Raw genomic sequence first — 26,986 nt, forward strand, 5'->3', positions numbered from 1 at the left:
TCATCTTCCATGGCGAAAACCGGGAAACCCTCACCGAATGGCGCTGGCTTTCTATTTTGGGGCGGTGTGATTGAAAAACATGACAAAAAAAATTACAGAAAACATTGAGGTCAATGATGACTTCACACCGCTATCCCTCGCAAAAAATTCGCTGTTTACAAGGCTGATAGCAATGCATCGTTTGCTGCTTCCTGAGCGAGATGAGTCGGATTTCAAAATCTCGTTTTTGGATCCACAACTACGTAGAGAGAAGAGCGCGAATGAAATTCGCAAGTGGATAAGTGATGCGGAAGAGCTAAAGCATTACACCAGTGGAAAACAGATTGGCAAGGCCGGCCAAGAAACGGCGATACGGCTGGTGCTCTACGTTGCCTCATGTGCGTTTTTTGCAAAAACCATCATCGCTGATGTAGAAGAGCGCCCTGAGGATGAAATCTGGTCGCATGTGGTCGAATCCAACTATTTTTTAGGTTGCCTCCAAGGCCGAACTTCGGTCAAGACAGTACATAGCCAGTCCGCTCTCGGTTTGGACTCAAGACACCAGGAGAACCGAGCAATGAAGGCGGAAGTATTTGCATGGCTGGATGCAAATATGGCCAGATTTAAAAGTATGGATTCAGCTGCAAAAGCCATTGCAGTCAAGGTCGCGCCAGTGGAATTCCGGACGGCACGCAACTGGGTGGGTCAATGGAAAAAACTCCCCTCTACCGGCACACCGTAACTCCTGCCAGCAGGTTGTAAGTGCTGCCGCAAGGCGGTCTTCAAAGGCGACGAGCAATGCCGGAAAGTCAAGTCTTCCATCACAAAAAGGCAAGACATGTCGTCCAAACTCGCGCCCAACCAAGCACCAACCAAAGCCGCTCTCCCTGTCATCACCACGTCCGTCTTCGACCAGCTGCCCGATAGCGCTCTGCTGCGCGAGGCTGACCTGGTTCGCAGCCCCAAGCGCCCCTACACCACGGCACCATTGCCATTCAGCGCCCCTACGCTGTGGCGCAAGGTGAAGGCGGGCACGTTCCCCAAACCCATCAAGTTGTCCGAGCGCGTCACTGCTTTTAAGGTCGGCGAGGTGCGCGCTTGGATCGCCGCCCAGGCTGCAGCGTAAAGGGCATAGCCCATGCACCGCACAGACGAAAAAAAGCCCGCCGGGAGCTCGAACTCCACGGCAGGCGACACAGACGGGGGCATCGTACCGGACGCCTCCAGCACCTGCAAGGCAATTGCAGCCCTGACGACCCGCTTTGCCCTGGCAGCCCACACCCTCACCCGCAACAACCCAGCAAACGGTGCAGGCATGTACATAGCGGCCAAGTGGGGCGTGAATCGCGCCCTGCCCGACCTGACCGCTGCAATTCAGTACCTGGTGCAGATGGGGGGTGCGCAATGAGCCCCCATATCGACCATTTCCGGGCCGCCATTGCTGCGGCAGGCATCAGCCCGCCGGACCCAATCGAAGACGATGGCGCACTCCACCGGTTCAGCAGCAACGGAAAACCTAGCAACAAGGATGGCTGGTATGCATTGCACGGTGATGGCGTTCCTGCGGGCTCCTTCGGCTGCTGGCGTGAAGGGCTGACACAAATATGGTGCGGCAAGTCAGACACCGACATGACCCAAGCCGAGCAAGAAGTCCACCGCCAGCGCATCAAGGCGTTGCAGGCGCAGCGCAATGCCGACCAAGTGCAGCGCCAGCACGATGCAAGCCATGCAGCGGCGGCACTGTGGGCCCAGGCTGCACCAGCCACGGCCGATCATGTGTACCTGGCACGCAAGGGTGTGCAGCCTCATGGGGTCCGCGAGTTTGGCGAGCGTCTGCTGGTTCCCATGCGCGACACGGCAGGCACGCTGCACAGCTTGCAAACCATTGCCACTGATGGCACCAAGCGCTTCCATTCCGGCGGACGCATCAAGGGCTGCTATCACGCCATTGGAAAACCCGCTGGCGCTGTTGTCGTTGCCGAAGGTTTCGCTACCGGCGCCTCCATCCACGAATGCACCGGACATGCCGTGGCCGTGGCCTTCAACGCAGGCAACGTGCAGGAGGTGGCGCTGGCGCTGCGCAGCAAGTACCCGGAGCTGAAGATCATCGTTGCAGCCGACGACGACCACCTGACCGAGGGCAACCCCGGCCTGGTCAAAGCCTCGGCGGCAGCGCTGGCGGTGAACGGGTTTCTGGCTGTGCCCGTTTTTGGCACCGACCGCCCTGACAAGGCAACCGACTTCAACGACCTGTATCAGTTTGCCGGCGTGACAGTCGTGCGCCAGTGCTTTGAAAAAGCAACCGCGCCAGCAGTCGCTGAAGATGCCGATGCGAACGACTCGGGAAACTCTGGCGCATGGCCTGATCCGACCCCACTGCCAGATGGTTTGCCACCGGTGGCAGCGTTTGATCTGGCGCTTTTGCCCTTTGCACTGCGCGGCTGGGTAACTGACATCGCCGAGCGAATGCAGTGCCCGCCGGACTTCACTGCGGTGGGAGCCATCGTGGCACTGTCCAGCCTCATCGGCGCGCGCGCCGTGGTCAAACCCAAGGCGCACGACGACTGGGCCGTGGTGCCCAACCTGTGGGGAGCCGTCGTCGGCAGACCCGGCGTGATGAAGTCGCCGGCCCTCGCCGAAGTCTTGAAGCCTTTGCACCAACTGGAGAAGGCCGAGCGCGAGCTGTGGCAGGTAGCGCACGATGCATGGGAGCTCGATTGCTAGGTGTCGGCCCTGGCTGACGTGGCCAACGAGCGCCAGGCCAAGGGCCTTGCAGCCAAAGACCCGGCGGCAGCGCGTGCACTGCTGCAGCCCTCCGACACCCCGACCAAGCCGACCATGCGCCGCTATGTCGTCAACGACGCCACCGTGGAAAAGTTGGCAGACCTGCTGGTGACCAACGAATGGGGCACCCTGGTGTACCGCGATGAAATGCACGGCCTGCTGTGCAGCATGGATAAGCAAGGGCAGGAAGGCGCGCGCGGCTTTTACCTCACGGGCTACGACGGCAACCAAGGCCATGCAGTGGATCGCATTGGGCGCGGTGAATCGTATGTGCCGCGTGTCTGCCTCGCCATGTTGGGCGGTATTCAGCCGGGCAAGGTACAAAGCTACGTTCGCGAGGCCGTGGCAGGTGGCGCAGGCGACGATGGCCTGTTGCAACGCTTTGGACTGACCGTATGGCCAGACATCCATCGCGAGTTTGCCTATGTTGACCGTGAGCCCGACACGCAGGCGCGGCAAGCGGCTTGGGACGTATTCGAGCGCTTGAATCAACTGCAACCCGCCAACGACGACACGGCGATGGAGTGGCGTTTCAGCACCGAGGCACAGGCCATCTTTGAAGAATGGATGGTGCCATTCGAGAACGAGATTCGCGGCAATGAGCTGCACCCGGCGCTGGTGTCGCACCTTTCCAAGTACCGCAAGCTGATTCCCGCGCTGGCGCTGATCTTCGCCCTCGTTGATACCCCAGACAGTGCCAACGTGATCCACAAGCGCGAACTGACGCGGGCATTGGCATGGGGGGAGTATCTGCGCAGCCATGCCGAGCGCTTGTACGCAGCAGCGGTCATGCCCGAAACAACTGGAGCGGCAACCCTGCTGACCAAGATCAAAACGGGCAAATTGACCGATGCCAACGGCCTGCTGTGCGAGAGCTTCACGCCAAGGGAGGTCGCCGTGAAGCATTGGGCCGGACTGGGTGCGACAGATGCTGTTCACAAGGCGGCGGACCTGCTGGTCGATTACGGCTGGCTATACAAAGAAGTGGTCGTTGTGCCCGGAAGACGCGACAGCAAACGCTATCTGGTGCACCCCGAGCTGCGTGCAGGGAGCCTGCAATGAAGTGGCTCGCACGACTGAAAACAGAAAACGCCCCAGAAGCACACGCTACAAACGCTACGAATACCCCCAACGTAGCGTTCGTAGCGTCCATTCCTGGGCTTTCGCGAAAAACAACGGTAGTTGCAGGCGCAGCCAACGACCCTGAGCCCGACCTTAAAAAACCTGAATTTTCTTCCATGCACGTCACACGGGAGCCTGCGTCCTCGGCGACGGCGGCGGCGACCTCCCAGACCACATCCCAAGCCCTGAATGAGGCCGACAGCGCCAGCGTGCAGACGACAGACCCCGATCATGGTTGCTGGCCCGGCAGCACAGCCATGAACGCGCTTGAGATCGACACTTTCACCCGGCGGCTGGAGCGCTTCACCCGCATGGGGCTGCGCTTTGCCGATGCAGAGGCCCTCGCTGACACGCTGGTGCAGCGTGATCGCGAGACGGACGACCGTCGTCTGTGCCTGGAATGCCGTCACCTTCAAGGTGGAATTGGACGCTGGCGCTGTGGCAATGGGCTGGTGGCAGGCGTGACCCTGAGAGCAGCAGATGCATATCTACCAGGTGAACTGACACGGCAGCTACAACGCTGCGCCGGATTCCCCATGAACAAGGAGCAAACTGATGAGCGACCGCAAAAAGAAATCTGACTCACTTGTGAGCAATCCCTCTCCCCAACGCTTGGCACGCAAAGAGGTTCTCAGTTTTGACGGGAACACACCGGAAGAAAGTGCCCTGAATTTTGCCAACTTGATGATCTCGCCGGAGATGGCCAGTTTTCGGGTCATCACCAACCGCGAGCGCCAGGAGCTGATGGATCAGCTGGACACGCCAGCTTTGATCGACGCCCTGCGCGCGCAGACGAAAGCGGTACAAAAAGGCGATCTTCGGGCAGCAGAAGCCATGCTGATGAATCAGGCCACAGCCCTGCAGTCGCTGTTCGTGAAGCTGACGGAGACCGGCCTGCAAGCGAGTTTGCTGCGCCAACAGGAAACGGCACTGCGCCTGGCGCTCAAAGCCCAAAGCCAGTGCCGCGCCACCCTTGAAACCCTGGCCAACATCAAGAACCCGCCAGTCGTCTATGCCAAGCAGGCCAACGTGACCACTGGCCCGCAGCAGATCAATAACGGACTGCCGACCTCCCCCACGGGCACACGGGAAACAAATTTTCAAAAAAACAAACTGAAGGAGCTGAACCATGACCAACAGCAATGGCTGGACACCGGAACGCCGAGCGCAGCAGGCAGCGCGCATCAGGAAGCAAAAGCCCTGGCTCCAATCCACCGGACCGACAAGCGCAGCCGGTAAAGCCGTGGTGTCGCGCAATGCGTTCAAGGGTGGGGTCTGGCGTGCAATGCAAGACATCCGCCGACGATTCAATGCAGGGCTACAAGAGCAGCAGCGTCTACTGGATCAGTTCTAGCAAGCACCATTGCGAGCAATCCTGACCTGAGCAGCCTGTCCCCGAACAAACTTCAAGCATCCGTCGCTTGCCACTCAAAGCTCACATCGCATACCGCATCGGCGCGCGCTCTTTTTCCTCGACCATCTGCGCAATCAACCGACCAGGTGTGCCGAAATCCTTTGGGGCCATCGCCTGCAGCACGGCGCGGGCCCCATCAAAGCGGCCCAGGGCCCGGTAGATCTCGGCCAGCTCCAAAGTGTGTCCATGCGGTACTGGCCCTGATGGCTGCAAAAGCTCGCACAGGAGCTCCATGTTCGCCAATTGCTCCGGGTTGGGCTCGTATGGCGGATAGGTGAAGGGACTGCCCTCGGGCCTGCTGTAGCGGGGCACTGGGCGCCTGAGCAGGCGATTCCACCAAGTGCGCCGATCCGAGTTTTGTGCGAGCCACGCCGCCCGCGTGGCGGCTTCCTCCGCATCGCGATGCGCCACATAGTCTCTGCGATAGCCATGGTTCAGATACCGCCAATAACCGAGCCGGGCGGCGACTTCCACCTCCGCGCTGACCGGTGAAGCAAAACACTCCGGCAATTGTTCGTCCTGGACGGCCAACGTGCTTGGCAAGCCTTCGCCCCCAGCAGCGCCACCTTCCTTGTCGGCCTTCATGTCCTTGAGCAGGAAGAATTGTCCGCAGGTACACCGCCGCAGGCCCTCATCATTGGGCATCAATGAGCGGTCGCGCCAACCGTCCGTCCAGTGCGCCCAGGCTGTAAAGTTCATGGACGTGTACCGGGGATAGGCGTAGCGGGCTCCGCAACAGGGTGCGGCGAGGGTGATGGCGCCGGCGGCCTTGGTCATGCTGGCAAGCTATTTACACAGCTACTTCTTTGATCCAACCTTGCTCTGCCAATCGATCCCAGGCCGCGTCTACATGCTCCGCACGCATCAGCTTTTTCTTGCGCGCGTTCCACTGCTGCAATGCCGCCAGCGCCGTCTGCGGTGACTGACCTGCACCTTCCTGCGCAGCTACCCAATGCACAGTGGAGAGCAGCTCCATACCGTAGGGCGACTGGAAACCATCAATTAAACGCTGCAGGCGCCCCAGGCGGTCCGCCATCTCAGCATCGCCCTGCTCAGCCAAAAATACCTCGGCCTCGGCCAGTGCATCCCGGGTCGGCGCGATTTCGGAATCGACAGAGCCATCGCCCAAGCCCACAATGAAATGCCCCTCCATGCGCTGTAGTGCGTGGCGCAGTTGGTCAGAATATGGGCCGTAGAGGTGCTTTTCAAAGCGCAGCCTCAAATCCTGACCGGCCACCTGCAAGAAGTACCCGAGTTTCTGGACTTCGATCTTGGTCAGGCCATAGTCCAGATCGCGGTAGGTATCGATGGACTTCAAAATCGCAGCACGTCCGGCCGTCATCTTGGGGCGATGGGTAAGAACCATCATGTCTTTGGCGGCAGGGGGGGCTCCCGGCTCAAACAACCGCACCTCCACTTCTGGCATATCAGCGAACGCTGCTTCGATCAGCGGCTTCACATCACGCCAATCCAGCCCACCGTTGCCACAACCCAAAGGCGGAATAGCCAACGATTGAATATCCAGCGCACGCACCTGCGCCACCAAATCCTTGAGGCCGTCCTCAATGAATGCAAGCTGCGAGTTGCCGCGCCAATGGTCTTTGGTGGGAAAGTTGATGATGAAGTGCGGCTGGGCATAGGCTCCCGCATCAAACACCATCATGCGGCCTGGCCGCACCTGGCCCGACTTGGAGGCGGCATGATAGGCCGCAAAATTAGCGGGCCACTTGTTCTTGAACTGCAGCGCAATGCCTTTGCCCATGACCCCCACGCAGTTAACCGTGTTGACAATCGCGTCAACATCGTCCTGCTTTAACAAATCGCCGTAAGTGGTGTGGATGGTCATGGTTACTGGCCCAAAAAGTACCAGTCGGTCTTTACTTCAGCCTGCAATGGTACCCCTGCGGCATCCAAAATGGCTTGAACCGCCCGGGCCTGCGGGGCATTGCACACGCCCACGCGAGTGAGAACCCCGAGTGGCACCCGTCCATGAACCAAGAACTCGGCCATGCGCCGCTCCCTTCGGTCCACGTACCGTTCGTTCTGGTGCTGGTTGTGGAAATACTTGCAAAACCCGTCCAATGCGGGTGGCGCGGTGATCAAGTCCCACGCCACTGCATCGGCCAACTGCTCCACATCGTCGTACGGTCTGCTATAGGCCAGCGTTGCATTGCGGTCATAGAAAACGAACGGGGTACCGCCCGCCGTCACTCTGTCCACCGTGGTCTCTAAGTGCACGATGTCTTGCTGTTGAAGCGCGCAGTCCACCACCCGGCCGTGGTGGATAGCACTGAGCATGGGTGAGCGCGGCGCAAAGTAAAACGGTACATAGTCGTGCACCGAGCCGCGCGGCGGCAATGCCACCAGCTTGGCGGCCCGCGCCCTTTGCGCGCCATCGTGGGCGATGTTCTGGTAGGCCACACCTGCCGCCGCGCCCTGAGTTTTGGAGAGCAACGCCCCGGCACGGCACAGCGCAGGCAAGTTGTCGATGGCCGTGATGTGGAACAGGCGAACGGGCTGTGGAATGGGCATGGCAGTTCAGGCGGAAGCCACCTCGTGCACCAGCGCCTCGGCCAGACGGGCCTGCACGGACTGGCGCTCTGCCAAACGCTGGCGAAGGTCGGCGCACAGGCGGCGCAGGGCCGTGACGCGGGTGACGATGCGGGATTGTTCGGCGAGAGGCGGGAGCGCGACCGTAAACGCTACCAACGCTTCTTGGTTCAGCTTCGGCATTTTTACCCTGTTCTCAGCAACGCTTACCTGATCCAAGAAAGGTTGACTGAGGATGTACATAAGTAGGTACTGCGAATCCAACGGCGACTCAATTGGGTACATATCTGCGCTGCAAAGCCCTTCAAAATCGACTAGCACCGCCTTTGAGAGCGATGGGCGAATCTTCGAATAAAGGATCTGACCGGGCTTGAACAGATGATTTGGGCTAATGATCTCCGCCTGTGCAACCGTTCGCCTTTCGAGCAATCGGCCTGTACCCTTCTCGATGCAATCAGGCGCCACTTGCCACTTCTTGGCATGCAGTGCAGGTGGCACGAGTTTCGATGCGATGCTGGCGATTTGACCAAACCTCACCCACTCCCACCCCACAGGCAACTCAAACGGCTTTTCCTCGTCGGTGATGGGCGGCAGGGGCTTGTCGCGTTTGATCTTGCCTTCGTCGATGAGGCGGTCTTTTTCTGTGCGGATACAGGCCAGCAGGGCGCTGGCGGGTTCATCGGTGGGATCTTGGGGCACCAGCAGGCCGCGCACGGCCAGTTGCAGCAGGGTTTGCTCCAGGGCGTCGATGGTTTGGGGGCGGTCGAGCAGCAGGTCAAAGTGCTGGGCCACGCGCTGCCAGTTGTCGGCCAGTTCTTCGGGCGAGGCGCTGGCGGTGAGCGTGCCCAGCAGGGTACTGACGAGTTGGGCGTGTTGCGTGGCCTCCAGTTGGCCTTTGGTCTCTAGCGCATCGCACAGGCGCATCAGTTCTTCGACGCGAGTGACGATGCGGGATTGTTCGGTTGAAGGTGGAAGGGGTACAACAAATCCCAGCAATTCGTCTTGCTTAATTCCTGCGACGGTCATCCCCGAGCCAACCACGGCTAGAGTCTTGAAGTAATTGATGAAGTACTGCTTATCGACACCGACACCAAGCAATACTGCTTTCAGATCCTGATTGATAGCTACATCAATGAGGGCTTCACCGATCTTGCCGAGGCCCATTCGCGTACAAATCAAAATCGAGCCAGCGGGAGCCAATTCTGAACCGGCGTCCAAACCAGCTTGAGTGATTCGATCTTGCGTATCGGAAATTGGTTCGCCGAAATAAAGGTCTTTAACGCTTGCCCACGGAATACTGCCACCCCAGAAATCGGGATTTTGTTTGCTAGGCGTGCCGCCGCTCCGAATCGAAAGCAGGAGCTCGCCGAGTCGGCAGAATGCCCATCCCTTTGGCAACTCAAACGGCTTCTCCTCCTCAGCGATTCTCGTCAAAGGCTTATCCCGCTTGATCTTGCCCTCCGCAATCAGCCGGTCCTTCTCCGTCCGAATTTTTTGCAGCAGTTCACCCGCAGGCTCGTCCGCCGGGTCTTGCGGCACCAGCTTGCCTTGCACGGCCAGGGTGAGGATAAGTTCGCGCAGACGGGTGACACCGCCGAGTGCAGTGGCCAATAAATCCAAATTTGATAGCAACATACGCTTATTCCTCAAGCGCCAGCGGCTGATTTGACTGATAAAGACTGGGCGAGGATGTTTTTCAGCTTATCGCGCAGTACCTGCGCCTCTTGCTGCAGGCGGTTGTAGTCGACCAACAGTACGGCGGGGTCATGGCTGACTTGCTCGCCCACATGGGGGTTTTTCTGATCGAGGTTCCAGTTGGCGGCGCGGATGGTGTCGATGCTGACCTTCCAAGCGCGTTCGTTTTCCACGCGGCTGGCAAAGCCGTCGGCTTCAACGCCCCACCAGGCTTTTTCGGCATCAAATTCTTCAATGCGGATGGGCTTGGTCTTGTTGTAGTTCTTCACGCCCGGCGGGTACGGGTGCTCGTAGTACCAAACATGCTGGGTGGGCTGGCCCTTGGTGAAGAACAGCAGATTGGTCTTGATGCCGGTATAGGGCGCAAACACGCCATTGGGCAGGCGCACGATGGTGTGCAGGTTGCACTCGGCCAGCAGTTGCTCTTTGATGCGGCTTTTGACGCCTTCACCAAAAAGGGTGCCGTCGGGCAGCACCACAGCGGCGCGGCCGTTGACTTTGAGAATGTGTTTGATGAGTACCAGAAACAGGTCGGCCGTTTCCTTGGTGCGCACATCGGCGGGGTAGCCTTGTTCGATTCCGGGTTCTTCCACGCCGCCAAAGGGTGGGTTGGTCAGCACCACATCCACGCGGTCTGCCTGGGTGTAGTCGCGCAGGGGCCGCACCAAGGTGTTGTCGTGGCGGATTTGGCTGGGCACTTCAATGCCGTGCAGCATCAGGTTGGTGACGCAGAGCATGTGAGGCATCTGCTTTTTCTCGACGCCGCGAATGCTGTTTTGCAGCACTGCCTCTTGGTCGGTGTTTTGCACCTGTTTGCGCAGGTGTTCGATGGCGCAAACCAGAAAGCCGCCGGTGCCGGTAGCGGGGTCGAGCACCACCTCACCGAGCTGCGGGTTGACCATGTCCACCATGAACTGGGTGACGGCGCGGGGGGTGTAGAACTCGCCCGCGTTGCCGGCGCTTTGCAAATCCTTGAGGATTTTTTCATACAGGTCGTTGAACTGGTGGCGCTCGGATTGGCGGTTGAAGTCGATGACGTTCAGCTTGTTGACTACCTGGCGCAGCAGATGGCCGCTTTTCATGTAGTTGTAGGCGTCCTCAAACACGCCGCGCACCACATAGCCACGCGGGTTGCGCACGGGGTCGGCGTTGAGGCTTTTGAGGGTGGCAAAGAGCTGGTTGTCCACAAAGTCGAGCAGCGCATCGCCGGTCATGCCTTCGGCATCTGCCGCCCAGACGCGCCAGCGCATGGCTTCGGGGATGGGGCTTTGGTAATTGTCGCGGGTCAGTTCAAGCTCTTCTTCGAGCGCATCAAACACCTTCAAAAACAGCAGCCAGGTGAGCTGGCTGATGCGCTGGGCGTCGCCATCGACGCCGCTGTCCTGGCGCATGATGTCCTGGATTGACTTGATGATGGGGGTGAGGTTGGACATGGATTGCAAACTTTGAAAAAATACAAGCTCCACCACTTGCTTTGCAAGCGCTGGCAGCTATCAAAAACAGAGTAACTGAGGGGGCCGCTATCAAGTGCCCGGGTGCGTAGCGTACAGCTCGCGCTGCAGCACCTGCAACGCACCCAGGTATTGGGGGCGACCACCGAAGCTGCGCACCAGCTCCACCGGACTGCCCAGATCGGTAAAGGGCTGGAGCTTGAAGACCTCGTTGCTCTCGATGGTGGCAATGCCTTCATCGGCGTATTTGTCGAGCAGGGCTTCGAGCACCTTGCGGGCCACGGGGCCGTATTGGGTGAATACGTTGCGCTTTTGCACGCGGCGCGCGCGCTCGCTGCGGGTGAGGGGTGGCTGGTCGTAGGCCACATGCAGCAGCAAGTCAAAGGCATCAAGGTCCTTGCCCACTTCATCGGCCAGGGCCTCCAGCAGCACGCCCTGCCCTTCAAGCTCCTGCAGCAAAACAGCCTTACGGTCGGCCTGCTGCCAAGCCTGCAAAAACTGATCTAGCGAGTCAAAACGCTTGCGGAGGTTGATGCGCGTGTAGTCGCGCAGGCTTTCGGTGATGAGCTTTCCCTCGGCATTGAGGTACTGCACGCGCTCGCGGGCCACGGCCACGGTGACGTTGTTGCCAAGGATGTATTTCTTGGGGCCGTCGGGGGCGCCACCGCCACCGCCCGCGAAGGGGCCCAAAGGGTCTTGAGGCACTGGCGCATCACCGAGCGGGTTGGCTCCACCCGGGATGGCCCCTGGCACTGCCGGTTCGGGCGGCGCCACGGGCTCGTCGCTACCGGGCTCGTAGATTTGCACGGGCTCGCCGTCAAAGTCCTTGTCGGCAAACAGCTCGGTGGCGCGCTTGAAATCGAGAATGGTGAACCAGGTCTTGCCCAGGTCTTCGCGTAGCCGGGTACCCCGCCCGATGATCTGCTTGAACAGCGTCATGGACTTGATGCCCTGGTCCAGCACAATGAGCTTGCAGGTTTGGGCATCTACCCCGGTGCTCATTAGCTTGGAGGTGGTGGCGATGACGGGGTAAGTCTTCTCGGGGTCGATAAAATTGTCGAGCTCCAGCTTGCCCTCGGTGTTGTCTCCGGTGATCTGCACTACGTATTTTGGTTGGGTCGCGCAGAGATCGGCGTTGGCATTGCTCAGAGCCTGGCGCATGCGCGCGGCGTGGTCGATATCTTCGCAAAAAACAATAGTCTTGGCGTAGCGGTCGGTCGCTTTGAGGTATTCAGTGATCTTGGCGGCCACTGCCACGTCGCGCTGTTCCAGTACCAGCTTGCGGTTCATGTCGGCGCCGGTGTAGATGCGATCTTCGATGGCGTGGCCGTGTTTGTCGGTCATGCCGGCCGTGGGGCGCCAGCCGAAGGTGTCCTTGTCCAGGTCCACACGGATGACTTTGTAGGGCGCGAGGTAACCATCCTCGATGCCTTGCTTGAGGCTGTAGGTATAGACGGGCTCGCCAAAGTACTCGCTATTGGAAACGTCTTTGGTTTCCTTGGGCGTGGCCGTGAGGCCAATCTGCGTGGCGCTGCTGAAGTAAGTAAGGATGTCGCGCCAGGCGGAGTCTTCCGACGCACTGCCGCGGTGGCATTCGTCCACCACGATCAGGTCGAAAAAATCGGCGCTGAACTGCTTGTAGATGTTGCGCTCTTCCTCGGTGCCCGTGACTGCCTGGTAGAGCGACAAATAGATCTCGTAGCTTTTATCCACCAACTTGGTGGTTTTGTTGACGGCCAGGTCCACGTCTTCCATCGACGCCTTGCCCTGCGCATCGACCCGCTCAACACCCTTGGCATTGGGGCTGAGTTTGGCCATAGCGCCCTTGAAAGGGCGAAAGTCGTTGACCATGGTCTGGTCGATGAGGATGTTGCGGTCGGCCAGGAACAGGATGCGCTTCTTGGCGCCGCTCTTCCACAGGCGCCAGATGATCTGGAACGCGGTGTATGTCTTGCCGGTGCCAGTGGCCATGACCAGCAGCACGCGGTTTTGGCCAGCGGCGATGGCCTCTACCGCACGGTTCACAGCGTTAAGTTGGTAGTAGCGCGGGGTTTTGTGGGGCGCGTAGTCGAACCCGGCGACGCGGCTTTCCTCGGGGGACCAGCCCTTCCAGTCGCAGTAGCGGCGCCACAGTTCCAGCGGCGATGGGAATTCTTCGAGGGTGAGGTTTTGCTCCAGCACGCCGGTGGACATGGTTGCATCGCGGAACACGAAGCCGTCGCCATTGCTGGAGAAGCTGAACGGTACATCGAGCAATTGGGCGTAGTTCATGGCCTGCGCCATGCCAGCGCCTACGGCATGTTTATTGTCTTTGGCTTCGACGACCGCCAGGGGAATATTGGCCTTGTAGAACAGGGCGTAGTCGGCCCTGAGCACTGAACTCTTATCGCGGTAAGCCTTGCTGCCGCGAACCACAACGCGTCCGGCCCGCAGGGGGTACTCGCGAAAAATCTGATCTAAGCCGTTCCACCCTGCTTGCTCCATGGCAGGGCGAATGAACTTGTCGCAGATGTCGCTTTCAGAGAGATTTGTCTTGTGCATGCGGCGGATCGCGCCATCTTTGGGCGACCAGAGACAGCAGGTAGTTGTTACTGGATACTACCGCGCACCCGACACCCTCCCAAGCAATCGCTGACTGTCAGCAACGCTCAGCACGTCTCATCTTCACAACAGGCCAGACAGATTCAAAAATGTCGGTATTTTTGTCGGTATTTTTTAAAACATATCGACTGAAAACTAGCACCCATGCGGCCTACAGATTAGTTTGCGATTCCGGCCCCGGCACCAAAGCAAAAAAGCCGTTAATTTTCAATGACTTAACGGCTTTTTTCGTTTCCGAAGAAATCCTTGTTTGGCCTGGTTGTCCACGCATAACCACGGCTGGATCAGGGCCGGATGACCGCGCCACTGCTGCGCAAACCCGCGGGTCTGAGCAACAGGATTTTGCAGACGCCTTGAGCGAGAGACCAAGGGGCGGGCAAGCGGCCGAAAGGCCCAAATCAGCATCCGTTATATTTCAATGTGTAGCGGCGCACAGCAGCCTGCCCGGGCTCGTGGCCCCCCATGGACCCTTCAAGGACTTTGCCGTGCCTGCCACCTACCCCTCCAGCCTCTGGCTGACTCGCTTGCTTGCATCCTGCTCTCTTGCCTTGCTGACCGCCTGCGGCGGCGGGGACGGCGCCAGCCCAGGCACCACGCCACCCGAAACGCCCGGCAAGCCGGGCAGCGGCGGCGGTCCGCCCCTCCCGACGGCTTGGGTGGCCGGGGTGTTCGCGCCGAGCTACCTCTATGCAAACCTCTGCGCCGCGCCACGCACGGGTATAGACACCTACACCGGCAATCCCTTTCCCGACAAGAGCGGCAGCACGCTGGACGAAAACAACTGGCTGCGCTCCTGGAGCAACGAAAGCTACCTCTGGTACAGCGAAATCGTGGACAACAACCCCGCGTTGCATGCCACGCTGGACTACTTCGAGCTGCTCAAGACCACGGCCTTGACGCCCTCGGGGATACCCAAGGACCAGTTCCATTTCTCCTACCCCTCCGACGTGTGGAACGCGCTTTCGACGGGCGACGCCGCCCCGGGCTATGGCATGCAGTGGGCCTGGCTGCAGAACACCCCGCCCCGAGAGCTCATCGTGGCCTACGTCGAGCCCGGCTCGCCAGCGGCGGGCATTGCGCGCGGCACAAGGCTGCTGGAAATCAATGGCATCGACCTGGTGAACGAGAACAGCCTCGAAGGCATCAACGCCCTCAACGCCGCGCTTTTCCCCTCGATCACCGGCCTGAACACCGAGTTCACCATCCAGGACGCCGGCGCGAGCGTGCAGCGCACCATCACACTGCAGTCGGTCGACGTGACTTCCGTGCCCGTGCAAAACGTCAAGACCTTCCCGGGTCCGAACGGCAGCACGGTCGGCTACATGCAGTTCAACAACCACTTCCTCACGGCGGAGCGGCAACTGGTCAACGCTGTCAACAAGATGGGCACGGAAGGCGCCACCGAGCTGATCGTGGACCTGCGCTACAACGGCGGCGGCTATCTCGACATCGCCAGCCAGCTCGCCTACATGATTGCCGGGAGAATGAACACGCAGGGCAAGGTGTTCGAGCGCTCCGTCTTCAATGACAAGATCGAGGCAAACGGCAGCGTTGGCACGCCCCTGCTCTTTCATTCGACGGGTTTCGGTGCATCCATCCCCAACGACGAACAACTGCCCAGCCTCAACCTGCGCCGCGTCTATGTCCTGACGGGCCCTGACACCTGCTCCGCCAGCGAATCCATCATCAATGGCTTGCGCGGCATCGACATCGATGTGGTGCAGATCGGTGACACCACCTGCGGCAAGCCCTACGGCTTCTTTGCTGCAGCCAACTGCGGCAGCACCTACTTCAGCATCCAGTTCAAGAGCGAGAACGCCAAGGGGTTCGGCGACTACAGCGACGGCATGCCCCCCACCTGCGCCGCGCCGGACGACTTCGAACACGCGCTCGGTGATCCGCGGGAGGCGCGCATGGCGGCAGCGCTGACCTACATGGCCACCGGCGCCTGCCCGGCTTCTGCTGCGCGCGCACGGGGTAGCCTGGCGCGCACCGCGCCGCTGCTGCGCAAGCCTGAGGGGCTGAGCAACCGGATTTTGCTCAAGCGTTGAGCGGGCGGGGTTTTGCCAGGCAAGGGCCGGGGGGTGGGCGCGGGTAGCCGCTGCGCCGGCCCTGTCCCGGATGGAACCCGTGGCCACTGGGTGTTACCCACCATGACCCCGGGAACTTGCGTCCCTACCACCGCATGAAAGCCGTCCATGACCGTAACCACCGCCCTCTCCGCAACGTTCAATCCCAGCACGGTGTCATCGCAGGAGCTAGCCACCGTCAAGAATGCCAGCAGCCGGGACCAGATCGGCTCCGTCGTCACGCGTATTCTGGACAAGGTGTCTGACTGGTTCTGCGGAACTCAGCGCGCGGAAGTCAAGAAGCACCTTTTCGACATGTACTCCCCAGCCTCCACGGATCAAGTGAAGATCACGGCTTTTCTTGCGCTGCAGGCGATGGCGGGGGAAGGCCACAAGGATAGATTTCAATCTTCTCGAGAAGACGGCCAGGAGCGCTACACCCTGCAGCTGGACTCGGCCATGCCCGAAGACAGCTTTTGCCTGTCGCGTGAAATCATCTACTGCGACAAGGGCCGGGTCCTGGCTGAACTGCGCGCCAACCGGGAAGATGAAGCGCTACAACCTCAGCTGGAAAAAGACATAGGCCGCGGCAGCTACCTGGTCAACGGCTGCGCGCTCGAAGGCAGCACAGAGACCCGGCTGGCGCAACTCGAGGATGCACTGAACGCCATGCACTGCACGCCGCAGGAAAGGAAAGCCATCGTCGAGCTGAGCAACCAATCCATCTTCGGCATCATCATGGAGGCATCGCTGCCTCTCGACAGCGCAGGACGAGTCTCCGGCGCACTGGGTTTGTGCCCCTCCCCAGGAGAGAGCAAAGTCGAATTCCGCATCAGCCGCGAAGACGGCGTCATCCGTGTCCACGCGCTTTCCTACAAGGATGTCGCCACCATGCAGGATGAAGGCGACAGAAACAGCATGCTGGAAACCGTCCAAAGCTCGCCCTTGATGCAAAAGTCCTCGGAAATCAGCATCGACGTCGCTGTCAGCGCGCAAGGCCATATGAACGTCCTGGCCCTGGACTTTCTCGCCAACAACGGCGACAGCACTGAATAACTCCGTCATCTGGTACGCCAACACGTCACGCCGCGGCCGGCTTTCCGCGCCCGCGGCAAACGACCGGGGCCGCTACCAATTGCGCGCAGCGCCTTGTTGTGCGTTAATTGGGGCGCAGATGCTCTGCAGGGCAGCGCTTTTTCTCCACAAATGCGCGGAACAAACCTGTGGATAAGCTGTGACAAGCATGTGCACAGCCAAGCCAAGCCCTTGACCTGGCTAGAAGCAGACTGCCTTGCCGCAATTTGAGGCAAGAGGCCGGCAGGCCCCCCGCTTCAATCCCGGCGGCGAATCAATTCACGCCCCAGCGGTGTCAACGACCACTTTCCCGCACCATCCTGCTGGGCCATGCCCCACTCAAGCAAGCGCCTGGACACATGCTCGCGCGCCGCGGATTCCAGGGAAATCGACTCTCCCAGTTCCAGTTTTTTGAGCACAGCCAACTCATCCACGGTGGGTTCGAAATTCAGTGCGTGGAAACTAACGGTCATGGACTTCTCCTTGCTGCAGGTTTTGCAGCCAGAGCCTCAGAGTATTCTCTTGACCTGCAATGTGCAAGCCTGGTCCGGCAGTTTTTGCGCGGGCCTGCGATGATCGAAGCCTTCACTTTCAGACGCGCCATGGCCCGGCACGTCGCTCGCAGTCACTTCCAGCTTTACCCATGCTTTACGCCATCACCGCCTTGTTTGCCCTCCAACTGGCCGGGGAAGCCATCGTCCAGCTCACCGGCATGCCCCTGCCCGGCGCCCTGGTCGGTACGCTGCTGCTGCTCGCGGCGCTGATCGCCTACGGGCGCACACCCGCAGCGCTGGAGCGCGTGGGCAGCACGCTGCTGCAAAACATGATGCTGTTGTTCATTCCCGTGGTGGCCGGCGTGATGCTTGAATTCGACAACCTGACCCGGCAGTGGCAGCCTTTCCTGCTGGCCTGCATCGTCGGCGCGGCCCTGACTTTTGTGGCGACGCTGCTGAGCTTTCGCTGGATGCTGCGCCTGCAAGCCAAGGGCACCCAGGAATGAGCGCCGCCTGGACCGCCCCCTTCGCCTGGCTCTCCACGTCCGCGCTGCCCTGGCTGGTACTGACGCTGGGCTGCTATCTGGCCGCGATGGCGCTGTACCGGCGCAGCGGCTGCCACCCGCTGCTGATTCCGGTGTTCACGGCCGTGGCAGCCATCGTCGGCGTGCTGTTGCTGACCGACACGCCCTACGCCACCTATCGCAGCGGCGTGTCGCTGCTGACCCTGCTGATCGGCCCGGCGACCGTGGCGCTGGCGCTTCCGCTGTATGCCCAGCGTGCGCGCATACGCGCGCTGTGGCTGCCGCTGAGCGTGGCCCTGCTGGTGGGTTGCTGCGTGGCCTTGCTGTCGGCCCTGGGCCTGGGCTGGTTGCTCGGCGCCAGCGACGCGACGCTGATGGCGCTGGCGCCGAAATCGGCCACGATCCCGATCGCCCTGCCCATGGCCGAACGCTTTGGCGGCACGGCCTCGCTGACGGCCGTCGCCGTGGCCATCACCGGCATTGCCGGCACCATGATGGCACCGCTGCTGGTGCGCCTGCTGCGCTCCACCGACCCGGCCGAACAAGGCTTCGCCCTGGGGCTGGCGGCCCATGCCATCGGCACGGCCCGGGGCCTGCAAATCCACCCGACCATGGGCGCCTTTGCCGCCCTGGCCATGGGTTTGAACGGTGTGGCGACGGCCCTGCTGATGCCGCTGTGCCTGGCCCTGCTGGGCCGCGGCTGAGAAGTCTTCAACGCGGCCCGGCCACGGGCCAATCGGCCAACCGGTAGGCGCTGTCCCAGAACATCCACTCCAGCCGGGCCGCGTCCGTGTAGGCGGCGCGCATCGCCGCCAGGGTGGCCGGCGTGGCGTCGACCGCGAGCCGGTCCACCGTCGCGCAGACCGCACGCACCAGCGCGTGGAATTCCTCGCTGGCGTAGGCATCGACCCAGCCCTGGTAAGGGTTGTGGGGTGCCGAACGGCTCTGGATATCGCGGCCGACTTCGGCGTAGATCCAGAAACACGGCAGCAAGGCCGCGACCGCCACCGGGAACGGGGCGCTCCAGGCCGTGGCCAGCAGATAGCTGGTGTAGTGCTGGCAGGCCGGACTCAACGGCGTGCGCGCGAACTGCTCGGGCGTGATGCCGAAATCGCGCATGAAACCGTCGTGCAGGCTGCGCTCCACCACCACGGCCTCATGCGCCGCCTGCGCGAACTGCACCAGGGCTTCGGCCTGGTCGGCCTTGGCCGCCGTCACGGCCAGCGCCCGGCCATAGGCCACCAGGTAATGCGCATCCTGGATCATGTAATGGCAAAACCGCTCGCGGCTGAGCGTGCCGGCGGCCAGCTCCCGGTTGAACGGCAGCTGCAAGGTGGATTCAAACAGGTCCGCGTGGGCCTGCCACAAAGTTTGACTGAAGGACATGGACAGCACCGGCAAGTGAAACAGCCGGCATTGTCGCCTTGCGCCAGGCCCCGCCAAGTCAGCGCAGCGCTCTTCCCTCAGGCCTTGGCAGAACCAGGCCAGCGCGCGCCGGCCCAGACACACCACAACAGGCCGAGCAGGGCCAAGCCGCCACCCACCCAGCCGATATTAGCCAGCGCCGAGTGCGCAATGACCTGGTTGCCCAGCAAGGCGCCGCCACCGATGCCGATGTTGTAGATGCCCGAGAACATGGCCATGCCCACGTCGGTGGCATCCGAAGCCTGGCGCAGCACCAGGGACTGCATGACCAGACCGAAGCAGAGCATGCCTACGCCCCAGACCGAGATCACGGCCAGCAAGCTCCAGGCATGGCCGGCCGCGGGCAGCAGCAACCACAGGCACAGGACCAGTCCCGCGCAGGTGGTCAGCAGGAAGCGGCGCGCATAGCGCATGCCCCAGCGGCTGAACAGCAGGCTGCCGACCAGTCCCATGCCGCCAAACAGCAGCAGCGCCAGCGTGGTGCTGTCACTGCCCAGGCCGGCCAGGGTCTGCACAAACGGTTCGATATAGCTATAGGCCGTGAACTGCGCGGTGATCACCACCACCAGCAGCACATACAGCCAGGCCAGGGAACGGCGGCGCAGCAGCATGGGAACGCTGCTCAGCGACCCTGCGTTCTCGCTGGGCAGCAGGGGCAGCAGCCGCGCCAGGCACAGCATGGCCAGCGCCGCGACCACGCCAATCGCCGCGAACGTAATCCGCCAGCCCAGCAGTTCGCCCACCATGCGGCCCAGCGGAATGCCCAGCACCATGGCCATCGACGTGCCCACGGCCAGCAGGCTCAAGGCCTGTGCTTTTTTGCCCTCTGGGGCCAGGCGCACCGCGAGCGAGGCCGTGATGGACCAGAAAATGGCATGCGACAAGGCGATGCCCACGCGGCTGACCAGCAGCAAGGCGTAGCTGTTCGCGACGGCCGACAATCCATGGCTCACGATGAACACCAGAAGCACGCCCATCAGCAGCCGGCGCCGCTCGATCTTGCGGGTCAGCAGCATGCAGGGCAACGAGGCCAGCGCCACGATCCAGGCATAGACGGTGAGCATCAGCCCGACCTGCTCGGCGGGCATGCCAAAGCTCGCGCCTATGCCGCTGAGCAGGCCGACGGGTACGAATTCGCTGGTGTTGAAAACAAAGGCCGCAATGGCCAAGGCGACCACCGCCAGCCAGGCGGTGCGGGGATGAGGAACTGGTGTGGACATGGGGAGCGCGCGGTGCGCGCATTTCAAACTCGAAAGGACCGGTGGGCATGCGGCCAAGCCTGGCAAAAGGCTTGCGTCAGCCGTTGCCGCCCGCCTGGGCGCCGCAAAAGTTGCGCCCAAGGATCAAGCATAGCTGCCACGCAGCAGCGGTGCAGCCGGCCTGCGGCAGTGTCCCCAACCACCGCCCTGTCTTGTGCCAGCCCGCCACCAATGCACCAGCTGAGCCGCCGGGCAAGTTTCAGTATCCGATGGTGAACCGCTCGCGCACATGGGCCGGGCGTTCGAGTTCATCGACCACCGCCACGGCCAGATCGGCCGCCGAGATGGTGCCGGGCTGGCCCCCGTTCATCAGCGGCTGGTCCTTGCCCACGCGGTATTGGCCGGTGCGCTGACCGCGTTCACCCGGATGAAAGCCTATGGGCGGGCTGAGAAAAGTCCAGTCCAGCTGCTGCTCGCTGTCCTGCAGCTCCTTGAGCAGGTCGCGCGCCGCGCGCGCGCCATCGCGGAAGGCCGCAGGGAACTCCGGCGTGTCCACGATTTGCAGGCCCGGCGCCGCATACAGGCTGCCCGCACCGCCGACCACGATGTAGCGCTTGACGCCCGCGGCCTTGGTGCCGGCCTGGATGGCGCGCGAACCGTTCATGAAATCCTGGTAGATCGCGGGATTGTTCCAGCCGGCGTTGAAGCCGCTGAGTACGGCATCGCAGTCGGCCACGGCCTGCTGCACCTGCTGCGCGTCCTGCACGTCGGCGCGGACCACGCTCAGGCCGGGACGGGCGGTGTATTTTTGCGGATCACGGGCCAGGGCCACGACCTGGTGGCCGCGCTGCAGCAACTCGTCCAGCAGGGCCGATCCGACAAACCCCGTGCCACCAATCAATGCGACTTTCATATCGACTCCTGAGCAGACTGTGAAGAAGGTCTCAGCTTAAATCTCGACACCGCACAGGACTAGCCCGTCCCGTCCACAATCTCTTTGAAGCTGAACTTCACAATCAAAGGCATTCATGGACGATTTCAAACGCATGGCGATATTCGCCCAGGTCGTACAGCACGGCTCCATGAGCGGCGCGGCGCGCGCATTGGGCATGAGCCCCTCGGCCGTGAGCCAGCAATTGCGCCAGCTCGAACGCGAAGGCGGCGTGACGCTGCTGCACCGCACCACCCGTCAGCTGACGCTGACCGATGCCGGCAGCCGCTTCCATACCCAGTGCGCCGCCATGTGCGCCGCCGCCGCGCAGGCGCGCGCCGAGTTGGCGGCCGAGCGCGACCAGCCCAGCGGCGAGTTGCGCATGGCGGCCCCCGTGGGCTTTGCCCGCCATATCGCTCCCGCGCTCGGCACCTGGCTGGCCAGCCACCCGGCGCTGCGACTGCAGCTGCTGGTCGACGATGCCCCCATCGATCTGGTGCAAGGCCGCGTGGACATGGCCATACGTTTTGGTGATTTGCGCGATTCCAGCTGGACCGCGCGGCGGCTGGGCCACATGCCCTGGTGGCTGTGCGCCGCCCCGGACTGGGTGGCGCAGCACGGCCAGCCCAGCCATCCGGCGCAGCTGAGCGGCGCGCGCTGGCTGGGCATGAGCGGCCGCCTGGAATGGGAATGCCGCCACCCCCAGGAAGCGGCGCACCACTGGCAGCTGCAGCCGCACATCACCAGCAACAACCACTGGTCGCTGCAGCAAATGTGCGAAGCCGGTCTGGGGCCGGCGCTGCTGGGCGCCATGGACATCAGCGAAGCCGTGCAACAGGGCCGGCTGCTGCGGCTGCTGCCGCAATGGACGCTGGGCGGGCTGGACATCTGGGCCATGACGCCCCAGCGCGACGGCCAGCCGGCCAAGGTGCGCCAGGCCATCGCGGCCTTGCAAAGCTATCTGACCGAACTGCCTGGCGTGCAGGCGCCCAGCGGACCGCCGGCTTAGGCCGCCTGCTCGGCGAGCAAGCCTTCGACGCGCTGCAGCTGCGCGATCGCGGCCAGGCAGGACTGGGCCACTTCCACACCCTTCTTGACGAAGTGCGCGCGGAAGAATTCCAGGTGGTCGGCGTGTTCGTGGAAGTCGCGCGGCGTGAGCACGGCCGACAGCACGGGCACATCGGTGTCGAGCTGCACGCGCATCAGGCCGTCGATCACGGCGCTGGAGACGAATTCATGGCGGTAAATGCCGCCGTTGACCACCAGGGCGCAGCCGATGATGGCGTCGAAACGGCCGCTTTGCGCCAGGCGCTTGGCCAGCAGCGGGATTTCAAACGCGCCGGGCACGTCGAAATGCGCGATGTGGCCGGTCGGCATGCCTTGCTGGCCCAGCTCGGCGACCAGCGCGTCGCGGGCCTGGTGCACGACATCCGTGTGCCAGCTGGCGCAGATCACGCCGACGCGGCTATCGCGCGCCACCGAAGCCCAGGGAGAAGCGGTTGCCACCGAAGAGGAAACCGAAGAAGTAACAGCAGTAGAAGTCTGATTCATGACAAGTAATTAACACGTTGACCACATGAATCAGGGCGCGCGCGAAGCTGCGCGGCCACAGGGCCGAAATCCAGGCGCACTGCGGCTGCGTGGTGTTGCGCGATCTCTTTCATCCGGACTATGACCGTCGGCCCTGGCATCTCACCAGGTCTGCTGACCCTGGCTCTCGCCCCGCATGGCTGCAGGACGGGAGACAGGCGCTCGCGGGCTGCTGTGGTCACTGCCTGAGACAGGCCACAGATACCGCCGGTGGGGAATTGCACCCCGCCCTGAGAACGCTGACCCCACTACAGGGGTCGTATCCGATTCTATCGGCCAACAGACCCCTGCGCCGGCAAACAGCTGTCAAGACCGCGACCTCGACCATGCAACTCGCCGACAGCGTACATTCAGCAACAACCATGGCGCGCCGGCAAAGTCGGCATGGCGGCACCTGGCGCGGTCAACCAAAACCCCGCGCCGCGCGTATAAGAAGAAGATACGCGGCACGCGCCGACGGTAATTGCGCCACAGGCCTGCAGGGCTGGGTGCCCACCCCATTCCCGGCCTGAACCGCCGCAGCGAATGCACCATACGGAGCTCCTATGCGCACGACATCCATCCGCCTTCTTTCTGCCAGCGCCTTGACGGCCCTGCTCACGGGCTGCGTGCTGCCGCCCGGCCCCTACGACGCGTCGGGCGCTGTGATCTATGACCAGCCCGGAGCTGTCTACCGCAGTGGGCCGGTGTATGAACAACCCGCCGTCATCTATCCCGGCGGGCCGGTGTACGTCGTGCCTGACCGACGCGACGAACGTGCCTGGCGCGAATACCAGTTCCGCGAACAGGAACGTGCCCGCATGGCACGCGAACGCGAAATGCGCGATCAGCAGATCCGCCGCGCGGAGATGGCGCGTGATCGCGATCGCATGCAACGCGAACGGGAACGGGACGGCGAGCGCATGCAGCGCGAACGCGACCAGGCCCAGCGCCAACAACAGCTGCAACAGCAACAGCAGCAACGCGAACGGGAACGCGACGGCGAGCGCATGCAACGCGAACGCGACCAGGCCCAGCGCCAGCAACAGCAGCAACAACGCCAGCAGCAGCAACAACAACAGCAACAGCAGCGCCAACAACAGCAGCAGCAACAGCAGCAGCAGCGCCCACACGACCGCGATGATGGCCGCAGGGGCAACCGCGACGGCGAGCGCCGGGGTGATGGGGATGGCGAACGCCGCGGCGAGCGCTGAGCCCGGCGCCGGTTTCTTCCCTCACCAGCGAGCATGAACGTGCCTGCCCCAAGCCGCCACACCCGGCCAGCACTGCTGGCCCTGTTGGGTGCGCTGTGCCTGGCCTGCGCTCCGGCGCAAGCTCAGGTGCTGCGCTGCACCGATCCGCGCACGGGCGCCATCAGCTACACCGATGGCGCCTGCGATGCGGGCCGCCAGGCGAAAGAAGTCGTGCCGGCGCGCAGCCCCGAAGAAATTGCGCGCGATCGCGAGCGCACCGCCGAAGCCCTGGCACGCAAGGCGCAGCAGCAGCGCGAGGAAGCGGCGGCCGCTGCCGCCCGTCCAGCGCCGGCGCCGGCCCGGGCGCCAGGCCCGGGAGAGACCGTGCAATGCGCCCAGTCCCGCCAGCAGTTGCAAAAGCTGCTGAACCAGGCCAGCGACGACACCCAGGCCTACAGCCTGCAGATCGCTGCCGCGCAGCGCCAGATGGAACTGGACTGCCTGGGACCGCAAGCCTATGGCGAGCTGGAACAGTCCCGCAACCAGCAGCTCTCGCCCGCCATGCCCTACATCGTGGTGCCGCACCGCCCGGTGCGACCCGCGCCACCGGCGCGCCCGCAGCCGCGGCCGGAAATCACCCAGTGCAACGTTTTTCGCTGCTACGACCGCCAGGGCAATATCTACCCGCGCTGATCCCGCTCAGGATCTCAGCCCTTGCGCCACCGTGGGGTAGCGCAGGGCCACGCGCAGCTCCTGCGTCATGCGCTGGGTGCGCAGCCGGCGCGACTCGCCCATGAAGCTCAGGAGGGTCAAGGGCAGCTCGCCCTGGGCCTGGCTACGCGACACCCGGGGCGGGCGCTGCAGGCCGTAGAGGTCGGCGGCCAGGTCGAAATAATCGCCCATGCGCATGTCGCTCGCGTCGGCCACGTTGTAGATGCGCTGCGCACGCCCGCGCCACAACGCCGCCACGCAGGCCCGCGCCAGATCATCGGCGTGGATATGGTTGGTATAGACATCGTCTTCGGCGCGCAGCACGGGCGTGCCGCGCAGCAGGCGCGCGCGCGGCGTGCCGCCAGCGCGGTCGGGGGCATAGATGCCGGGAATGCGCAAGATGCTGGCGCGCAGACCCTGGCGGCCGGCCCAGCGCAGCGTGCGCTCGGCATTCACGCGCCGCATGGCCCGCCCGGTGTGCGCCGCCGCTGGCCGGCTCTCGTCCACCCAGGCCCCGCCGCAGTCACCGTAGACGCCCGTGGTCGAGGCATAGACCAGCGCCTGGGGCAAGGCACGCCGGCGCAGGGCCCGCACCAGGGCCGTGGTACGCGGGTCCAGCCACCACTGGGGCGTTTCCTCGGAAACCGGCGGCGGCGGTGCCAGGTGCAGCACACGCGTGCCCAAGCCGGCAAGGCGCCGCAGGCTGCGCGGATCGTCCAGATCGCCCAACAAGGGCGTGATGCCCTGCGCGCGCAGGGCCGCGCAGCGCTCGGGCGAAGAGGTCAGCGCCAGCAGGCGCACACCGCGCTGGGCCTTGGCCACGCGCAGGCCCACATCGCCACAGCCGATGATCAGCAGACGCTGACGGCGAAACCGCGCCGGTCGCGCCCCGAGAGGGTTTTGGTTTGAGGGCAAAATTCAACCTGTTGTGCGGGCCGGCCACGGCACACCTGCCAGCCCAGAAAAAGCTCCTAGGATACCGAATGACTTTGATTGCGAACGCCTCCCACCAAATCACCGTGCAGCCCAGTGGCCGCGCCTTTGCCAGCCAGGGCGACGAGACCATTCTGGCCGCGGCCATCCGCTCCGGCGTGGGCCTGCCCTATGGCTGCAAGGACGGCGCCTGCGGCTCTTGCAAATGCAAGAAGCTCAGCGGCAGCGTAGTGCATGGCCCGCACCAAGCCAAGGCCTTGAGCCCCGAGGAAGAAGCCGCGGGCTTTGTGCTCACCTGCTGCGCCACGCCCGAAAGCGATGTCGTGCTGGAATCGCGCCAGGTCACCGACGAAAGCGCTTTCCCGGTCCGCAAGATGCCGGTGCGCGTGGCAGGGCTGGAAAAGATGTCCCACGACGTGATGCAGCTGCGCCTGCAGTTGCCCGCCACCGAGAAATTCCGCTACCACGCGGGCCAGTACGTGGAATTCATTTTGCGCGACGGCGCACGCCGCGCCTATTCCATGGCCACCGCCCCCTACCTGCAGGACAGCACGCCCGGCCTGGAACTGCACATCCGCCACATGCCCGGCGGCAAGTTCACCGAACATGTGTTCGCGGACATGAAGGAAAAGGAAATCCTGCGCGTCGAAGGCCCGTTCGGCAGTTTCTACCTGCGTGAAGACAGCGACAAGCCCATCATCTTGCTGGCTTCGGGCACGGGCTTTGCGCCCATCAAGGCCGTGCTCCAGCAGATGCAGCAAAACGGCCTGACCCGTGCGACCACGCTGTACTGGGGCGGCCGCCGTCCCCAAGACCTGTACCTCGATGGCTGGGTGCGCGAACTGGCCGCGAAAATGCCTTTGCTGCGCTATGTGCCCGTGGTCTCGGACGCCCTGCCCGAGGACGCCTGGACCGGCCGCAGCGGCTACGTGCACCAGGCCGTGCTCGACGACTTTGCCGATCTGTCGGCCTACCAGGTCTATGCCTGTGGCGCGCCCATCGTGGTGGATTCGGCCCGCGCCAGCTACACCAGCCAGGCCGGTCTGCCGGACGATGAGTTCTACGCCGACGCGTTCACGTCTGAAGCAGACAAGCACGGTCCGGCCTGAAACCCCAGAGCGGCCGTCCCTGCCCCCAGGGTCGGCCCGCAAGCGCACAAAGCTTGAGCCTAGCCACGGCCAGGCCACAGCCCAACGACATGTTTCGCGCATTCACGCACGAAAGCTGCGTTCACTGGTTTCCCCGGAGGACAAAGAGCAGCTTTTTTG

At 62.7% G+C, this 26,986-nt stretch carries 25 protein-coding genes, 1 pseudogene and 1 riboswitch; of the genes and pseudogenes, 14 read left to right on the forward strand and 12 right to left on the reverse strand.

The window, feature by feature from the left end:
• Positions 1 to 79 precede the first annotated feature (79 nt).
• From N0K08_RS03985 to N0K08_RS04010, 6 genes and pseudogenes are all read left to right on the forward strand, one after another.
• Positions 80 to 721: a hypothetical protein gene (locus N0K08_RS03985; RefSeq protein WP_261498742.1), complete on the forward strand. Its 642-nt coding sequence runs from the start codon at positions 80 to 82 to the stop codon at positions 719 to 721.
• Between the two features lie 96 nt (positions 722 to 817).
• The gene (locus tag N0K08_RS03990; protein WP_261498743.1) at positions 818 to 1,105 is read left to right on the forward strand and encodes a helix-turn-helix transcriptional regulator; all 288 of its coding nucleotides are present in this window, start codon (positions 818 to 820) and stop codon (positions 1,103 to 1,105) included.
• A gap of 12 nt (positions 1,106 to 1,117) precedes the next feature.
• Positions 1,118 to 1,387, forward strand: a complete 270-nt coding sequence (locus N0K08_RS03995; protein ID WP_261498744.1) for a hypothetical protein — start codon at positions 1,118 to 1,120, stop codon at positions 1,385 to 1,387.
• A 437-nt stretch (positions 1,388 to 1,824) separates the two neighbouring features.
• Positions 1,825 to 3,825 (forward strand): annotated as a pseudogene (locus tag N0K08_RS04000) (DUF3987 domain-containing protein).
• Complete coding sequence (locus N0K08_RS04005; protein WP_261498745.1) at positions 3,822 to 4,466, forward strand: hypothetical protein; 645 nt, start codon at positions 3,822 to 3,824, stop codon at positions 4,464 to 4,466. Before N0K08_RS04000 ends, N0K08_RS04005 begins: the two are co-directional and overlap by 4 nt.
• On the forward strand, positions 4,441 to 5,124 hold the full coding sequence (locus N0K08_RS04010; RefSeq protein ID WP_261498747.1) for a hypothetical protein: 684 nt from the start codon (positions 4,441 to 4,443) through the stop codon (positions 5,122 to 5,124). The genes N0K08_RS04005 and N0K08_RS04010 overlap by 26 nt, the downstream gene beginning before the upstream one ends.
• Positions 5,125 to 5,320: 196 nt before the next feature.
• Here the strand turns inward: N0K08_RS04010 and N0K08_RS04015 are convergent, their stop codons facing one another.
• The 6 genes from N0K08_RS04015 to hsdR all read right to left on the reverse strand — a co-directional run bounded on the left by N0K08_RS04015 (position 5,321) and on the right by hsdR (position 13,536).
• Entirely contained in the window at positions 5,321 to 5,998 is a 678-nt protein-coding gene (locus N0K08_RS04015; RefSeq protein WP_261498748.1) for a hypothetical protein, read from the reverse strand.
• Between the two features lie 91 nt (positions 5,999 to 6,089).
• Entirely contained in the window at positions 6,090 to 7,145 is a 1,056-nt protein-coding gene (gene darG, locus N0K08_RS04020) for a type II toxin-antitoxin system antitoxin DNA ADP-ribosyl glycohydrolase DarG (protein WP_261498750.1), read from the reverse strand.
• Between the two features lie 2 nt (positions 7,146 to 7,147).
• Positions 7,148 to 7,831, reverse strand: a complete 684-nt coding sequence (gene darT, locus N0K08_RS04025; protein ID WP_261498751.1) for a type II toxin-antitoxin system toxin DNA ADP-ribosyl transferase DarT — start codon at positions 7,829 to 7,831, stop codon at positions 7,148 to 7,150.
• 6 nt (positions 7,832 to 7,837) lie between these two features.
• On the reverse strand, positions 7,838 to 9,484 hold the full coding sequence (locus N0K08_RS04030; RefSeq protein WP_261498752.1) for a restriction endonuclease subunit S: 1,647 nt from the start codon (positions 9,482 to 9,484) through the stop codon (positions 7,838 to 7,840).
• Between the two features lie 11 nt (positions 9,485 to 9,495).
• Positions 9,496 to 10,977: a type I restriction-modification system subunit M gene (locus N0K08_RS04035; protein ID WP_261498753.1), complete on the reverse strand. Its 1,482-nt coding sequence runs from the start codon at positions 10,975 to 10,977 to the stop codon at positions 9,496 to 9,498.
• 90 nt (positions 10,978 to 11,067) lie between these two features.
• Complete coding sequence (gene hsdR / locus N0K08_RS04040; RefSeq protein WP_261498754.1) at positions 11,068 to 13,536, reverse strand: EcoAI/FtnUII family type I restriction enzme subunit R; 2,469 nt, start codon at positions 13,534 to 13,536, stop codon at positions 11,068 to 11,070.
• A gap of 545 nt (positions 13,537 to 14,081) precedes the next feature.
• Here hsdR and N0K08_RS04045 point away from each other — a divergent pair.
• On the forward strand, positions 14,082 to 15,647 hold the full coding sequence (locus tag N0K08_RS04045; protein ID WP_261498755.1) for a S41 family peptidase: 1,566 nt from the start codon (positions 14,082 to 14,084) through the stop codon (positions 15,645 to 15,647).
• A 147-nt stretch (positions 15,648 to 15,794) separates the two neighbouring features.
• Positions 15,795 to 16,721: a hypothetical protein gene (locus N0K08_RS04050; protein ID WP_261498756.1), complete on the forward strand. Its 927-nt coding sequence runs from the start codon at positions 15,795 to 15,797 to the stop codon at positions 16,719 to 16,721.
• Positions 16,722 to 16,996: 275 nt separating this feature from the next.
• Here N0K08_RS04050 and N0K08_RS04055 read toward each other — a convergent pair whose 3' ends face one another.
• A complete protein-coding gene (locus N0K08_RS04055; protein ID WP_261498757.1) occupies positions 16,997 to 17,212 on the reverse strand; it encodes a hypothetical protein in 216 nt (71 codons plus the stop codon).
• Positions 17,213 to 17,382: 170 nt separating this feature from the next.
• Here N0K08_RS04055 and N0K08_RS04060 point away from each other — a divergent pair, with 170 nt between their 5' ends.
• Entirely contained in the window at positions 17,383 to 17,739 is a 357-nt protein-coding gene (locus N0K08_RS04060; protein ID WP_261498758.1) for a CidA/LrgA family protein, read from the forward strand.
• The gene (locus N0K08_RS04065; protein ID WP_261498759.1) at positions 17,736 to 18,461 is read left to right on the forward strand and encodes an LrgB family protein; all 726 of its coding nucleotides are present in this window, start codon (positions 17,736 to 17,738) and stop codon (positions 18,459 to 18,461) included. Before N0K08_RS04060 ends, N0K08_RS04065 begins: the two co-directional genes overlap by 4 nt.
• Positions 18,462 to 18,468: 7 nt before the next feature.
• Here the strand turns inward: N0K08_RS04065 and tenA are convergent, their stop codons facing one another.
• The 3 genes from tenA to N0K08_RS04080 form a co-directional block, all read right to left on the reverse strand.
• Positions 18,469 to 19,143 carry a thiaminase II gene (gene tenA, locus N0K08_RS04070; RefSeq protein ID WP_261498760.1) on the reverse strand — a complete coding sequence of 225 codons (675 nt, stop codon included), beginning with the start codon at positions 19,141 to 19,143 and terminating at the stop codon, positions 18,469 to 18,471.
• A gap of 77 nt (positions 19,144 to 19,220) precedes the next feature.
• A complete protein-coding gene (locus tag N0K08_RS04075; protein WP_261498762.1) occupies positions 19,221 to 20,402 on the reverse strand; it encodes a sugar transporter in 1,182 nt (393 codons plus the stop codon).
• Between the two features lie 238 nt (positions 20,403 to 20,640).
• The gene (locus N0K08_RS04080; protein ID WP_261498764.1) at positions 20,641 to 21,294 is read right to left on the reverse strand and encodes an NAD(P)-dependent oxidoreductase; all 654 of its coding nucleotides are present in this window, start codon (positions 21,292 to 21,294) and stop codon (positions 20,641 to 20,643) included.
• Positions 21,295 to 21,409: 115 nt separating this feature from the next.
• Between N0K08_RS04080 and N0K08_RS04085 the strand changes: the two genes are divergently transcribed.
• Positions 21,410 to 22,321, forward strand: a complete 912-nt coding sequence (locus tag N0K08_RS04085) for a LysR family transcriptional regulator (RefSeq protein ID WP_261498765.1) — start codon at positions 21,410 to 21,412, stop codon at positions 22,319 to 22,321.
• Here N0K08_RS04085 and N0K08_RS04090 read toward each other — a convergent pair.
• Positions 22,318 to 22,863, reverse strand: a complete 546-nt coding sequence (locus N0K08_RS04090) for a 6,7-dimethyl-8-ribityllumazine synthase (RefSeq protein WP_261498766.1) — start codon at positions 22,861 to 22,863, stop codon at positions 22,318 to 22,320. The genes N0K08_RS04085 and N0K08_RS04090 overlap by 4 nt on opposite strands.
• Positions 22,864 to 22,960: 97 nt before the next feature.
• Positions 22,961 to 23,144: riboswitch (FMN riboswitch) on the reverse strand.
• 303 nt (positions 23,145 to 23,447) lie between these two features.
• On the opposite strand from N0K08_RS04090, the gene N0K08_RS04095 reads away from it, so the two are divergent.
• Both N0K08_RS04095 and N0K08_RS04100 read left to right on the forward strand, forming a co-directional pair.
• Positions 23,448 to 24,095 carry a hypothetical protein gene (locus tag N0K08_RS04095; RefSeq protein WP_261498767.1) on the forward strand — a complete coding sequence of 216 codons (648 nt, stop codon included), beginning with the start codon at positions 23,448 to 23,450 and terminating at the stop codon, positions 24,093 to 24,095.
• A gap of 33 nt (positions 24,096 to 24,128) precedes the next feature.
• Positions 24,129 to 24,767 (forward strand): DUF4124 domain-containing protein, encoded by a 639-nt coding sequence (locus N0K08_RS04100; protein WP_261498768.1) that lies wholly within the window; start codon positions 24,129 to 24,131, stop codon positions 24,765 to 24,767.
• A gap of 6 nt (positions 24,768 to 24,773) precedes the next feature.
• Here the strand turns inward: N0K08_RS04100 and N0K08_RS04105 are convergent, their stop codons facing one another.
• Positions 24,774 to 25,700, reverse strand: coding sequence for an SDR family oxidoreductase (locus tag N0K08_RS04105; RefSeq protein WP_261498769.1), 927 nt, complete (start codon positions 25,698 to 25,700; stop codon positions 24,774 to 24,776).
• Between the two features lie 68 nt (positions 25,701 to 25,768).
• Between N0K08_RS04105 and N0K08_RS04110 the strand changes: the two genes are divergently transcribed.
• Entirely contained in the window at positions 25,769 to 26,827 is a 1,059-nt protein-coding gene (locus N0K08_RS04110) for a CDP-6-deoxy-delta-3,4-glucoseen reductase (RefSeq protein ID WP_261498770.1), read from the forward strand.
• Positions 26,828 to 26,986 lie beyond the last annotated feature (159 nt).

It is taken from the genome of Acidovorax bellezanensis (assembly GCF_025421555.1).
GTDB classification, from domain to species: domain Bacteria; phylum Pseudomonadota; class Gammaproteobacteria; order Burkholderiales; family Burkholderiaceae_C; genus Comamonas; species Comamonas bellezanensis.